Here is a 12951-nt window from a genome sequence, read left to right on the forward strand (position 1 = left end):
TCAGGCCCCTTTCAGCGGCAGCAGCCGCGGGTCATAGGGGTCCAGCCCCACGGATTCGACCGGCGGGCCGTAGCCCGCCATGCGCATGACGGCCTGTTCGTCCGCCGGCGAGGCCCCGGGCAGGGCGTCACAGACGGCCTGGACGATGGATTCGTGCGGCAGGGCGTCGCGCCGGAGCCCAAACTTGATCAGCTCCAGGCTGGGCCGGTAGCGCTGAAGCAGGTCCCGGCCCGCCTGCAGGTCCACGGTGGCCGCGAACTCCAGCACCATGGGCAGGAAGTCCGGCAGTTCCCCGCCCGTGTCCACCAGCATGCCGCTGTCCCGGTACACCTGCTTGAACGCCCCAAGCACCTCCCCGCGGCGGCGGGTGTCCCCGTCGGTCCAGTACGACAGGTGCAGGGCATGGCGCTTGCCGAGGTCAAATTCCTGGACATAGCGGGCCTGGAGCACCGTCAGCTCCGTGGCCTCCAACTCGGACAGCACGGCGGCGAACGGAGCGGCGGCGTGCGGAAACTCGGCCAGTGCGGCACGCATCAGCGGCACCCTGCCCCGCAGCTCTTCGTCCGGATAGGACAGGCACCAGGCCGCCGCCAAAAACGTCACCTGCACCTTGCGGCTCATGAGCCCCCACCGCTCCCGGATGCCCCGGCCACCGCGTCGTCCGCGTCGGCGGCGGGCGGCTCGGTGGGATGGCGCTGCGGGAACAATCCCGCCGGGGCGCCGTTGCCGTCCCAGTTCAGCAGGTTCACGCGCCCGCGGAGCGTGTCCCCACCGGCCACGGAATCGGAGGTCTGCCGGTCCTGGAGGGCGTGGAAGGTTTCCACGGCCACCGGGGTGGGGCGTCCGCTGGCCTCGCCAAACGGCGAATGGCCCATGGCACCCATGCCGGGGCCGCCGTCGAAGTCCAGGGAACAGCCCATCTCCTCCAGGTCGTGGGCCTGCTCGGCGTGCGCCTTGGGGATAACATAGCGTTCGCTGTACTTGGCGATGGCCATCAGCCGGTACATCTCATACATGGTGGCCCCGTCCATGCCCACCGAGGCCGGGATTGACTCGTCCGCTTCGCCGCCGAGGGAAATGCCCCGCATGTACGAGCGCATGGCCGCCAGCTTGCGCAGCACGCCCGTGACCCGGTCCGTGTCGCCGGCAGTGAACAGCTCGGCCAGGTATTCCACCGGAATGCGCAGGGCGTCGATGGCACCGAAAAGGACGTCCCGGTCCTCGGCGTCGTGACCCTGGTCGCGCAGCAGGTCCACCACGGGGGAGAGCGGGGGGATGTACCACACCATCGGCATGGTGCGGTATTCCGGATGCAGCGGCAGGGCCACGTTGTACACCTTGGCCAGCGCGTAGACGGGCGACTTTTGGGCCGCGTCAATCCAGTCCTCCGCGATGCCCTGCTGCCGGGCGGCGGCCATGACTGCCGGGTCGTTGGGGTCCAGCAGGATGTCCATCTGCGCCTGGTACAGGTCCCGCGGGTCGGTGACGGACGCGGCGGCGGTGACGGCGTCGGCGTCGTACAGGAAAAGGCCCAGGTACCGCAGCCGTCCCACACAGGTTTCCGAGCACACGGTGGGCAGGCCCACCTCAATGCGCGGGTAGCAGAAGGTGCACTTCTCGGCCTTGCCGGTCTTGTGGTTGAAGTAGATCTTCTTGTACGGGCAGCCGGTCATGCACTGGCGCCAGCCCCGGCACCGGTCCTGGTCCACCAGCACAATGCCGTCCTCCACGCGCTTGTAAATGGCGCCGGACGGGCAGGAGGCCATGCAGGACGGGTTCAGGCAGTGCTCGCAAATGCGTGGCAGGTAGAACATAAACGTCTGCTCGAACTCAAGCTTGATCGCATCCTCGGACTCGCGGCGCACCTTTTCAACGATCGGGTCCAGGTGGCCCATTTGCGTGGTGCCGCCGAGGTCGTCGTCCCAGTTGGCGCTCCAGGTGATCTTGGTGTCCTGGCCCGTGATCAGCGACTTGGGCCGGGCCACCGGGAAATCGTCGCCCAGCGGCGCGTCCACCAGCGTCCGGTAGTCATACGTCCAGGGCTCGTAGTAGTCCTTCAGTTCCGGCTGGACCGGGTTGGCAAAGAGGCCGAACAGCTTCTTCACGCGCCCGCCGGCCTTGAGCTGGAGCCGGCCGCGCCGGTTCAGCTCCCAGCCGCCCTTCCATTTTTCCTGGTCCTCATAGCGGCGCGGATAACCCTGGCCGGGACGGGTCTCCACATTGTTGAACCAGACGTATTCCACCCCCGCCCGGTTGGTCCACGCCTGCTTGCACGTGACCGAGCACGTGTGGCAGCCGATGCACTTGTCCAAATTCATGACCATGCCCATTTGGGCCATGACTCTCATCAGTACTGCACCTCCTGGGAACGACGGCGGATGGTGGTGACGTTGTCCCTCTGGTTGCCCGTGGGGCCGAGGTAGTTGAACGCATACGTCAGCTGGCCATAGGCGCCGATCAGGTGCGAGGGCTTGACCAGCAGGCGGGTGATCGAGTTGTGGATGCCTCCGCGGCGGCCGGTGGCCTCCGACTTTGGCACGTCGATGGTGCGCTCCTGCGCGTGGTAAACGTAGACAACCCCTTCCGGCATGCGGTGGCTGACGATGGCGCGGGCCACAAACACGCCGTTCGTGTTCACGCATTCCACCCAGTTGTTGTCCACGACCTTGATGGAAGCGGCGTCCTGCGGGCTCATCCACACCGTCGGGCCGCCGCGGGAGAGCGACAGCATGAGCAGGTTGTCCTGGTATTCGGAGTGGATGGACCACTTCGAGTGCGGCGTCAGGTAGCGGACCACCACTTCCTTTTCCCCGTGGGGGCCGAACTTCGGCTCCCCAAACAGCCGCTGCATGTCCAGCGGCGGCCGGTAGATCGGCAGCGCCTCGCCGATGTCGATCATCCAGTCGTGGTCCAGGAAAAAGTGCATGCGCCCCGTCAGCGTGTGGAAGGGCTTGAGCCGTTCGATGTTCTGCGTGAACGGCGAGTACCTCCGGCCGCCGGTTTCCGAGCCGGACCATTCCGGGGAGGTGATGACGGGCACCGGCCCGGCCTGGGTCATGGCGAAGGTGATGTGCTTCTCCTCGCTCCCCTCGGCCAGGTCCACCAGCTTCATTCCGGTGCGTTTTTCCAGTTCCTTGAACCCGGCGACTGCGAGCTGGCCGTTGCAGGTGCCGGAGAAGGTCAGGATGGCCTGCGCCAGCTTCGCATCCGTGTCGATGGCCGGCCGCCCGTGCGCAAAGCCGCCCATCATGACGCCGTTGGCCTTGGCCAGGTGGCCCAGGGCGGCGTCGAGCTTGTAGTTGACGTCCTTGACGGTGAAGCCGAGCGTGTCCGCCAGGGGCCCGACGGCGGCCAGCTTGTGGGCGATGGCCGTGTAGTCCCGTTCGACGACGGTGAAGTTGGGCATGTTGTACCCGGGGACGCCGTCGACCCCGTCGTCACGCCAGTCCTGGACCGTGCCTCCCGGCTGGGCAATTTGGCCCACCGTGTCGTGGATCATCGGCACCGTGACGAGGTCCCGGCGGGTGCCCAGGTGCGTAGCGGCCTGGCGGGACAGCTCCTCCGCCAGGAGCGTGAACATCTCAAAGTCGGTCTTGGTTTCCCAGGGCGGGTCGATGGCCGGGCTGAAGGCGTGCACGAAGGGGTGCATGTCGGTGGAGGACAGGTCGTGCTTTTCATACCAGGTGGCGGCCGGGAACACGACGTCGGAGAGCAGGGTGGTGCTGGTCATGCGGAAGTCGGCGGACATCAGGAAATCCAGCTTCCCCTCGGGGGCCTTTTCCTGCCATCTCACGTTCCGGGGCTTCAGCGAGGGATCGCTGTCCTTGCCCATCACGTTGTTGTGGGTGCCGAGCAGGTTGCGCAGGAAGTACTCGTTGCCCTTGGCGGAGGAGCCGAACAGGTTCGAGCGCCACAGGATCAGCGTGCGCGGCCAGTTTTGGGGGGCGTCGATGTCCTCGATGGCGGGGGTCAGGGTCCGCTCCTTCAAGGACCGGGCCACCCATGCGGCCTCGTTCGGGGCCTCCCCCGCAGCGACGGCGGCAGCTGCGTCGTCGGCAATGTCCATCGGGTTTTTGTCGAAGAAGGGGTAGAACGGCATCCAGCCGAGCCGGGCCGACTGGGCGATGGCGTCGGCGGTGTGCAGTCCGTCCAGGTGGCCGGTGGACAACGGGGACTTCAGGGCGTCGGCGGAGTAGCCGTCCTGGCGCCACTGGTCGGTGTGCATGTACCAGTAGGCGGTGCCGATCATGGTCCGCGGCGGGCGGGACCAGTCCAGCGCGTTGGCCAGGGACACCCAGCCGGTGAGCGGGCGGGTCTTCTCCTGCCCCACGTAGTGGGCCCAGCCTCCGCCGTTGCGGCCCATGCAGCCCGTGAGCATGACCATGGCCAGCACGGCCCGGTAGGTGGCGTCGCCGTGGAACCACTGGCAGATGCCCGAGCCCATGATGATCATGGACCGGCCCTTGGACGCCTCGGCGTTGCGGGCAAACTCGCGGGCCACGCGGATGCACGCCTCGGCGGGGACGGACGTGATCTCCTCCTGCCAGGCAGGCGTGTAGGGGGTGGCCGCGTCGTTGTAGTCCGTGGCCCAGTCCCCCGGCAGGCCGTCGCGGCCCACGCCGTACTGGGCCAGCATCAGGTCAAAGACCGTGGTGACCAGGTGGCCTTCCACCGTGAGGGTGGGCACGCCGCGCCGCAGCACCGATCCGGCGCCCTGGGGGTCTTCAAAGCAGGGCATCAGGACTTCCGCGGACGCGGTGGAAACCTCGCGCAGGCTCAGCGCCGGGTCGATGCCTTCAAGGTCCAGGTTCCACTTGCCCTCCCCCGAGGTGGAATAGCGGTCGCCCAAGGTGCCGTTGGGCACCACGGGCCGGCCGGCGGCCTTGTCGAACATCATGGTCCGGAAGCCGGCGTCCTCCGTACCTGCCAGGGCCGGAACGTCAGCTGCCGTGAGGAACTTCCCCGCCGTGTAGCTGCCGTCGCTGCGCTTCTCCAGGCGGAGCAGGAAGGGCAGGTCCGTGAACCTGCGCACGTAGTCCTGGAAGAACGGCACCTGCCGGTCCACGAAGAATTCCTTAAGCGTCACGTGCCCCATGCCCATGGCCAGGGCTGCGTCGGTGCCGGCCTGGGCGGGCAGCCATTCGTCCGCGAACTTGGTGTTGTCCGCGTAGTCGGGGCTGATCGCAATGATCTTGGTGCCGCGGTAGCGCACCTCGGTCATCCAGTGGGCGTCGGGGGTGCGGGTGACGGGGACGTTTGAGCCCCACATCATCAGGTAGGTGGCGTCCCACCAGTCACCGGACTCCGGCACATCGGTCTGGTCGCCAAACACCTGCGGGCTGGCCACGGGCAGGTCGGCATACCAGTCGTAGAAGGAGGTCATGACCCCGCCGATGAGCTGGACGAAGCGGGTGCCGATGGTGTGGCTGACCATGGACATGGCCGGGATGGGCGAGAAACCGGAGACCCGGTCCGGGCCGTAGTTCTTGATCGTGTTCACATGGGCGGCGGCTGCGATTTCGAGGGCTTCGGCCCAGGTGGTGCGCACCAGCCCGCCCTTGCCGCGGGCGTTTTGGTAGCGCCGGCGCTTCTCCGGGTCCCCGGCCACGTCGGCGAACGCCAGGACGGGGTCGTGCAGGCGGGCCTTGGCCTCGCGGTACATGTCCACGAGCACGCCGCGGGCGTAGGGGAAGCGCACCCGCGTGGGTGAATACGTGTACCAGGAGAAGGCCGCGCCGCGGGGGCAGCCGCGCGGTTCGTATTCCGGGCTGTCCGCCCCGACGGACGGGTAGTCCGTCTGCTGCGACTCCCAGGTGATGATCCCGTCCTTGACGTAGATCTTCCACGAACACGACCCGGTGCAGTTGACGCCGTGGGTGGACCGCACCACTTTGTCGTGGCTCCACCGGTCGCGGTAGAAGATGTCGCCCTTGCGGCCGCCCTCACGGAACACAGCACGGGAATCGTCCGTCTCATCCCACTTGGTGAAGAACCGTCCCAGCTTCAACATCGCGTCCGAGGCCGGCCCGTCAAGACCGGCAACAAATGGTTCAGCAGTCATGGTCCCACAGTAGGACGGAGCAAAACACATTGCTAGGGTGCGGGAATTAGTCAACAATTCGCTGCGCCAATTCTTGCCTGATTAATACTGCTTTCATCATCCAACGGGTTCCGGGAGCAAGGGAACAATTCCGCCACACGGCCGCTCACCGCGGGCCGCGGGAATCGCCGGGTGCCGCGCCGTCCGGCGGGGCTTCCTGGCTGATGACCAGGACGGGGCACCGTGCGTGGGCAATACAGGCCTGGCTGACCGAGCCCAGCAGCGGACCGGGAAAGCCGCCGCGCCCGCGCCGACCCACCACCAGCATCTCGGCGCCTTCGCTGGCGTCCAGCAACACCTGCCGGGGGTGACCCTTGACCAGCAGGGCGGAAACGTTCTCCGGGAGGCGCTCCCCAAACGCCTGCCTCATGGTCTCGTCGAGGACCTTCCGGGCACCGTCCTCCAGCTTCACGGTGCCCAGTGCATAGGCGACCGAGAGTGCGGTGGGCACACTCCAGCAGGCAACCGCGTCAACCCTCGCGCCCGTCGCACCTGCAATGCGGGCAGCGGCCGTGAGGGCCTCAACCGAAGCGGCGGACCCGTCGACACCAACCACTATGCGTCCCATGCCTGTATCGGTGTTCATGCGGCTTTTCCCGTCGTCGTTTTCCCGGTTCATGCCCAATACTGCTGGGGCCGCGCGACGGTGTACAGGGCCAAAGGGCCCTCTTGGGGGCGGGCAGTGGAGCCATGGCCCGGCAGGCCCGGGAGCGTAGCAGCCTCACCCCGGCCTGCATCACCACGGCAGTGACCTTGGCCTCTGGAATTCACGCGGTTCGGGGGCTACGCTGCCCCCATGCCCACCCACTTCGAACGCTACGCCCAAGTTGCCGAGATACTGGCCCGCCACGGGTTGGGGTCAGTGGCTGCCGCATTGGGCCTTGGACGGTTGCGCCTCGGCCCCCTGCCGCGCGGGACGGGCGCGCTGGCCAATCCGGACCGCCTGGTACTGGCGCTGGAGGAGCTGGGACCCACGTTCATCAAGCTCGGGCAGGTACTGTCAACCCGCCCTGACATCCTGCCCCGGGACTACATCGTGGCATTGTCAAGGCTGCAGGATGGTGCCCCGCCCGTGCCGACGGCTGTAGTCCGGTCCCTCATTGAACAGGAGCTGGGGGCGCCTCCGGATGAAGTCTTTGGCACGTTCACCGACACGCCTCTGGCCAGCGCGTCAATCGGCCAGGCGCACGCGGCCACACTGCACGATGGCACCGCCGTCGTGGTGAAGGTGCGCCGGCCCGGCGTCGTGTCCCAGGTGCAGGAGGATCTGGAGATCCTGCAAAACCTGGCGCACCGGGCCAGCCGCAATTGGGCGGCGGCCGCCGACTTTAATGTTGAGGGCGTCGCTGCCGCTTTCTCGGAAACCCTGCGGGCCGAGTTGGATTATTTGCACGAAGGACGCAACGCGGAGAGGTTCGCCCGGAATTTTTCGACCCGCACCGGCATCCACATACCGAAAATATACTGGGACACCACCACATCCCGGGTGTTGACGATCGAAAGGATATATGGCCTGAGGATCGACGATCCGCAAGTCGCCGCGATGGCTGCCGTTGACAGGGACAACCTGGCCGCCCTAGCCGCCAATGCGGCTGCCAAGATGATCTTTGAAGACGGGTTCTTCCACGCCGACCCACACCCTGGGAATTTCTTTGTTGAATCGGGCGGACGAATTGGCCTGATTGACTTTGGGATGGTCGGTGAAGTGGACGAACAGCTCAGGGACCGGCTGGGCAGGCTCCTGCTCGCCTTCAGCCGGAACGACGCTGGGCGGATCAGCCGTGCCCTGCTAGACCTCTCTGTCAACGGTGCCGCACCTGACCGCGCCCTCCTGACGCTGGATGTGGCCCATTTTATGGAGCAGTACCAAGGCAGGCGCCTGGGCGAAATTCACCTCGCCCCGTTGATCAACGAATTGGTGGCCATCCTACGCAGCCACCACCTGCAGCTGTCCAGCGAAATTGCCATGCTCGCGAAAATGGTCGTCATGACCGAAGGCATGGGAGTGCGCCTGAACCCGGAGTTCAATCTCGGCGAAGTTCTCAAGCCCTTTGCCACGCGGCTGGCGCTGGAACGGCTCAGCCCAAACAGGTTGCCCGCAATGATCAAGAAACTTGGCCTCGAAGCGGCCGACCTGGGCGCCGAATTCCCAGAGCGGCTGGAACGAATCCTGCAACAGCTTGACCGCGGCGTGGAGGTCCACCTGCGCACGGAGGAAATCGTGCCCCTGGTTGCCCGGGCCGAACGAATCGGCAATCGGTTGCTTGCAGGGCTTCTGCTTGCAGCCTTCATCCGCGGCATCGGCGACTTGACGGCCGCCGACCGTGAACACCTGCGTTCCTGGCAAGACAGGCTGCTGGCTGGCGGAGTGGGGGCGATGGGCGTCATGGGCGGTTATCTGGCCTGGACGGGCCGGCCAGGGTTGCGGGCGCGCCGTCAATAGCGCTCCGGCTCCGCACCCAGCTGGAACTTACGTCCGCTCACGCTGGATGGGGTGATTTCCACGTACGTCCACTTGCGTGTTTTAAGCCAGGGCTCAAGCGGGAGACGGTCGGCGGCGTCAATTTCCGTTTGGGACTCCAGTATTCTGGCGGTGCCTTTGACCACGACGCTCCAGGCGGCACCGTCGCTGACTTCGTCGGCCTCAAACGCAACCCGGGAATTGACGGTCAGCTCGGCAAGCTTGCTGCCTGGATTGGTCCGGATCCAGACCTTGTCCCCCGACGCGAAGAAATTCAGCGGAAAAACGTCCGGTTGGTTGGCGACGCTCACGGCCAGCCGGCCAAACCGGCTGCCCTCCAGCAGCCTCCAAGCCTCTTCACGGGTCAAGACAACTCCAGGCTCCTCATCACTGTTCATGGAATGATCATGGCGCCGATCCGTGCTGGTGCCTAGGGTCCAAGGTCCATGGTTACGGACTTTGTACAACCACCGTGAACCGGCACGGAAAATCCACCCCGTATTGGGGACTTTGGACCATGGCTCTGGGCCATTGCCGGAGCGACCATGGAAATATCCCGCCACCGGGCGGGCAACCATCAAGGACGTAGGTTCCCATGAAGAAATTGACCGGTTGGCAGGACTGGGCTGCCGTGGCGGCAGGTGCAGTGGCCGCCCTTTCCACACTCTGGACAACACAGAGCACGTCATCGCCGCCCACCACCACGCGATCCCATCGCACTAAGGGGAACGGGAAGCGCCGGCCGGCCCCGTTAACGGGGCCAGGCCGCTGACGCCTCGCCATTGCTTCGTATTCACAACTGAGGAAAGACCCAAGGAAGGCATCATGGAACTCTCTGAGCATGAATTGCGCATCCTTCACGAACTCGAAGAGGACTTAAAGGATGGAAGCCCCCGACTGGCGCGGGCGTTGGGCGCGCCCGGCAAACCGGGCAGCGCTGTCTGTCGCCTCGTGCTGGGCACAGCAGGCATGGGAATTGGCATCGCCCTGATGGTCCTTGCCCTTGCCTTCAGGTCAGCCCCCATGGGCGCCGTGGCCTTTGCCGCAATGACTGCCGGCGCGTTTGTCGCGTCGCCTCCGCGCACCCCTTTCGGCACGCGGCGTGCACATGTCTGGAATGCGGCCCACGACAGGAAGGCCGCAGACCAGTAACCTGCCAGGACGCCTTGCCCGGCGGACCTGCCTGTTGGAGAATGGGCCTTCGCCAGCGGCATCAAAATTTGCACCTGGTTCAGCGCCACCTTCAGGTGGGGCTGGCACGCTTAAGCGATGGAAGTGAGGGAAACCATGGACACAGCACGGCAGGCCTCCGGCGCTCCGCCGGCCATCCGCGTCTTCGTCCTTGACGACCACGAACTCGTGAGGTTGGGACTCCAGGACCTGCTGGAGGGACATGGCTTCACAGTGGTGGGTTCGTCCGGCTCCGCGGCGGAAGCGGCCAGGCTGATCCCGGCGCTGCGCCCTGACGTCTCCGTGCTCGATGCCCGGCTGCCCGACGGTACCGGCATTGAGGTGTGCCGTGACGTGCGCTCCGTTGACCCCTCCCTCAAGTGCCTGATCCTGACCAGCTACGACGACGAACAAGCCCTCAGGGGGGCCGTGCTGGCCGGCGCGTCAGGGTACGTCCTGAAGGAAATCGGCGGCACTGACCTGGTCACGGCGATCAAGCTCGCTGCCCACGGCGAATCCCTCTTCGACCGGGGCCTTCGGCAGAAGATCATTGAAGGGCTCAGTGAGCCCGCCCAGCTGGATCCCCGCACCGCCACCCTGACAGCCCAGGAGCGCAGGGTCCTGGCACTGATAGGACAAGGCATGACCAACCGCCAAATCGGCCAGGAGCTCTTCCTCGCCGAGAAGACGGTCAAGAACTACGTTTCCTCGCTATTGGCCAAGCTTGGTTTCGAGCGGCGGACGCAGGCGGCCGTCTACATCACCCGGAAATAGTCCCGAGGGGTACGTCTACTCCAACTCGGCCTTCGAGGGGCCCTGGGCACCATCCGGTTGCAGGGGGACCGACCAAAAGAACCTTGTCCCCCGCTGTCCGGCGCTGCCCACCTGGAACGCCCCGTTGAGGTTCAAGGCACGGGCTTCCATGTTGGCCAGCCCGTTGCCACCGCCGGGGGTGCCGATGCCACGCCCGTCGTCAGTGACGGTGATGCTCATGGCCCCGTCTCCGGCTGTGACGACAATCTCGATTTCTCCAGCCTGTGCGTGCCGTACCGCATTGCTGACCCCTTCGGAAACCACGGCAAGCACTTGCCCGGCCACGTCAGGCGGAACGCGGGAGTCCACGGGTCCGGACAATACGATGCGCGGCGCAAAGGAAAGTGATTTGGAGACCTTGCGGACAGTTGCCAGGATTTGGCTGCTGAGCAGCTCCGTTTTACTGTCATTTTCGCGGAGTGCATAAATGGTGTCCCGCAGTTCCTTGATGGTCGCATCCAGCTCACCGGTGATGGCACGGAGGCGTGCAAGCGCCTCCTGCCCGGGGATGAACCTGGCCAGGCTTTGGACGTTCAGCCCAACGGCGAACAATCGCTGGATGACGACGTCGTGGAGGTCCCGGGCAATGCGGTCACGGTCAGTGAACAAGACCAGTTGTTCTCGGATTCGGCGGGCCTTGGCAAGCTCCAGTGCCAGGGCGGACTGTGCACAGTAGACGGCGGCCATCTCGCAGGTCAGGGATGAAAATGCAGGACCGCCCCTGGCACGCACGAGCGCCAGCAGGCCATGTTCGGCTCCGGCCGTGCCAAGCCGTGCCAGCAGTGCGGGCCCGGCCGGGCCCCGGTACGCGCGCCCCATGAGGCCTGATGCCGCAGCAAATGTTGCCGGCCTGCCCGATTCCAGCACACCGCGCATGTGGCTGCCCTCCAGGTCCAAAAGTCGTCCCTCCCACTCCTGCGCGCCCCCGCCAACGCCTGCAAGGATGGCAACCTGGCCGGCCTCGTTGGGCGCACTGGTGATAAACACCACGGCCGACTCCGACGCTTCAAGGGCCGTTTGGGCCACAAACAGCAGCCCGTCCCCGGCGTCATCCCCGAATGGGCCCATAAGGCGCACAGCCACATCCCGGCCGGCCCCCAGCCAGCGCGTTCGCAGTTGCGCATCATCGAACAGTTGGGCGTTTTCAATGGCAAAGCCCGCGGCGCCGGCAAGCGCCACTGCCAGTTCCTCGTCGTCGGCCGTGAACAGCTGCCCGCCCCTCTTTTCGGTCAGATACAGGTTTCCAAACACGACGTCCCGAATCCGGATGGGCACGCCCAGAAAGGTCCGCATGGGAGGATGGTGCTCCGGAAACCCGTAGGACGACGGGTGGTCGTGAAGGTTGGGGAGGCGGATGGGGCGTGGATCGCTGATCAACAGCCCCAGCACGCCATGGCCTGTGGGAAGCGGGCCAATGAGCTTCGCCACGTCCGGAGCAATGCCTTCCGTGACAAAGTGGCTCAACCCCCCGGCTTCCCCAATGACGCCCAAGGCGCCGTATTCTGCGTCCAAAAGGTCACAAGCGGAGCGAACAATCCGACGCAGGACTGCCTCCAGGCTCAGCTCTTCGGCAATGGAAATGACAGCATCGAGCAATCCCCGCAGCCGCACCCTGTCATGCTGGTGCCGCAAACCGCCCGTGGCAGACGGCGGTCCGTCGTCGTCACGACCTTCGTCTCCCACCGTGTTGCCTCCTTCCTGCCCCCCGGGCGGCAAGGCCCCAAGCAATGCTGGATGGGCTGCCTGGCCCCTGCGGCGATTTTACGGCAAGGCCGACAGGGGGTCCATGGGCCGGACGGGCCCTATGGCCCTACCGGGACAGGGCAGGATGCCATACGCTCAGCCCATGACGCACAAACCAGCAGCCACACGAACGGAAGACCTGGCCATCCACGAATGCTGGGCCCTGCTTCGCGGCGTATCCGTGGGCCGGCTCGCAGTGTGGGACGGGGACCATCCGGACATCTTCCCCATCAATTACACCGTGGACCACGGCACGCTCATCTTTCGGACCGGCGAAGGCACCAAACTCGCAGCCGTCCGTGGCGGCCACCCGGTCGCGTTGGAAGCCGACGGCGTCGACCCGGACACGGGCATTGCCTGGAGTGTGGTGGTCAAGGGCTCAGGCCAACTGCTCACGTCCACCGAAGACCTGCTCGACAGTTTTTCGCTCCGGCTCTTCCCGTGGCATTCGGGCCGGAAGGACAATTTTGTGCGCATCGTGCCAACAGCGGTGACGGGGCGCCGGTTCCAAGTCACCCAGCCTGCGGAATGGTGGACCGCCCAGGCAAATACGCACCGCGCAGCGCCGGAATAGGCCCGCAGCCAAGGGGCCCAAAGACCCTAACCACCGGCGTACGTCCGCCGTAGCGTTTGGGATATCGGCCCCGCAGCCGCCCGGGCCGGC

General features: G+C 65.8%; 10 protein-coding genes. 4 read left to right on the forward strand and 6 right to left on the reverse strand.

The genetic code is table 11. The features are described 5' to 3' along the window. The 4 genes from narJ to MMF96_RS15980 all read right to left on the reverse strand — a co-directional run bounded on the left by narJ (nucleotide 1) and on the right by MMF96_RS15980 (nucleotide 6686). Nucleotides 1-621, reverse strand: a complete 621-nt coding sequence (gene narJ / locus MMF96_RS15965; protein WP_256884122.1) for a nitrate reductase molybdenum cofactor assembly chaperone — start codon at nucleotides 619-621, stop codon at nucleotides 1-3. Beyond that, a complete protein-coding gene (narH, locus tag MMF96_RS15970) occupies nucleotides 618-2348 on the reverse strand; it encodes a nitrate reductase subunit beta (protein WP_176617775.1) in 1731 nt (576 codons plus the stop codon). Before narH ends, narJ begins: the two co-directional genes overlap by 4 nt. Further along, nucleotides 2348-6061, reverse strand: a complete 3714-nt coding sequence (locus MMF96_RS15975; RefSeq protein WP_256884123.1) for a nitrate reductase subunit alpha — start codon at nucleotides 6059-6061, stop codon at nucleotides 2348-2350. The genes narH and MMF96_RS15975 overlap by 1 nt, the downstream gene beginning before the upstream one ends. A gap of 145 nt (nucleotides 6062-6206) precedes the next feature. Continuing rightward, the gene (locus MMF96_RS15980) at nucleotides 6207-6686 is read right to left on the reverse strand and encodes a universal stress protein (RefSeq protein ID WP_256884124.1); all 480 of its coding nucleotides are present in this window, start codon (nucleotides 6684-6686) and stop codon (nucleotides 6207-6209) included. Nucleotides 6687-6896: 210 nt separating this feature from the next. On the opposite strand from MMF96_RS15980, the gene MMF96_RS15985 reads away from it, so the two are divergent. After that, nucleotides 6897-8543, forward strand: coding sequence for an AarF/ABC1/UbiB kinase family protein (locus tag MMF96_RS15985; RefSeq protein WP_256884125.1), 1647 nt, complete (start codon nucleotides 6897-6899; stop codon nucleotides 8541-8543). Here the strand turns inward: MMF96_RS15985 and MMF96_RS15990 are convergent. Further along, the gene (locus MMF96_RS15990; protein WP_256884126.1) at nucleotides 8537-8959 is read right to left on the reverse strand and encodes a pyridoxamine 5'-phosphate oxidase family protein; all 423 of its coding nucleotides are present in this window, start codon (nucleotides 8957-8959) and stop codon (nucleotides 8537-8539) included. The two genes, MMF96_RS15985 and MMF96_RS15990, sit on opposite strands and share 7 nt — an antisense overlap. 427 nt (nucleotides 8960-9386) lie before the next feature. On the opposite strand from MMF96_RS15990, the gene MMF96_RS15995 reads away from it, so the two are divergent. Next, a complete protein-coding gene (locus MMF96_RS15995) occupies nucleotides 9387-9713 on the forward strand; it encodes a DUF3040 domain-containing protein (RefSeq protein ID WP_176617770.1) in 327 nt (108 codons plus the stop codon). Nucleotides 9714-9848: 135 nt separating this feature from the next. After that, the gene (locus MMF96_RS16000) at nucleotides 9849-10505 is read left to right on the forward strand and encodes a response regulator transcription factor (protein WP_256128002.1); all 657 of its coding nucleotides are present in this window, start codon (nucleotides 9849-9851) and stop codon (nucleotides 10503-10505) included. A gap of 15 nt (nucleotides 10506-10520) precedes the next feature. Here the strand turns inward: MMF96_RS16000 and MMF96_RS16005 are convergent, their stop codons facing one another. Beyond that, nucleotides 10521-12227 carry a GAF domain-containing protein gene (locus MMF96_RS16005; protein ID WP_256884127.1) on the reverse strand — a complete coding sequence of 569 codons (1707 nt, stop codon included), beginning with the start codon at nucleotides 12225-12227 and terminating at the stop codon, nucleotides 10521-10523. Nucleotides 12228-12390: 163 nt separating this feature from the next. Here MMF96_RS16005 and MMF96_RS16010 point away from each other — a divergent pair, with 163 nt between their 5' ends. Then, nucleotides 12391-12861, forward strand: coding sequence for a pyridoxamine 5'-phosphate oxidase family protein (locus tag MMF96_RS16010; protein ID WP_256884128.1), 471 nt, complete (start codon nucleotides 12391-12393; stop codon nucleotides 12859-12861). Nucleotides 12862-12951 lie beyond the last annotated feature (90 nt).

Source organism: Arthrobacter sp. STN4, assembly GCF_024539665.1.
GTDB lineage: Bacteria > Actinomycetota > Actinomycetes > Actinomycetales > Micrococcaceae > Specibacter.

Excerpts from the sequence above, each read along its gene's own strand:
- MMF96_RS15990 (WP_256884126.1), bottom strand. The coding sequence starts at position 8,959 with ATGAACAGTGATGAGGAGCCTGGAGTTGTCTTGACCCGTGAAGAGGCT.
- MMF96_RS15975 (WP_256884123.1), bottom strand. The coding sequence starts at position 6,061 with ATGACTGCTGAACCATTTGTTGCCGGTCTTGACGGGCCGGCCTCGGAC.
- MMF96_RS15995 (WP_176617770.1), top strand. The coding sequence starts at position 9,387 with ATGGAACTCTCTGAGCATGAATTGCGCATCCTTCACGAACTCGAAGAG.
- MMF96_RS15985 (WP_256884125.1), top strand. The coding sequence starts at position 6,897 with ATGCCCACCCACTTCGAACGCTACGCCCAAGTTGCCGAGATACTGGCC.
- MMF96_RS16010 (WP_256884128.1), top strand. The coding sequence starts at position 12,391 with ATGACGCACAAACCAGCAGCCACACGAACGGAAGACCTGGCCATCCAC.
- narJ (WP_256884122.1), bottom strand. The coding sequence starts at position 621 with ATGAGCCGCAAGGTGCAGGTGACGTTTTTGGCGGCGGCCTGGTGCCTG.
- MMF96_RS15980 (WP_256884124.1), bottom strand. The coding sequence starts at position 6,686 with ATGAACACCGATACAGGCATGGGACGCATAGTGGTTGGTGTCGACGGG.
- narH (WP_176617775.1), bottom strand. The coding sequence starts at position 2,348 with ATGAGAGTCATGGCCCAAATGGGCATGGTCATGAATTTGGACAAGTGC.
- MMF96_RS16000 (WP_256128002.1), top strand. The coding sequence starts at position 9,849 with ATGGACACAGCACGGCAGGCCTCCGGCGCTCCGCCGGCCATCCGCGTC.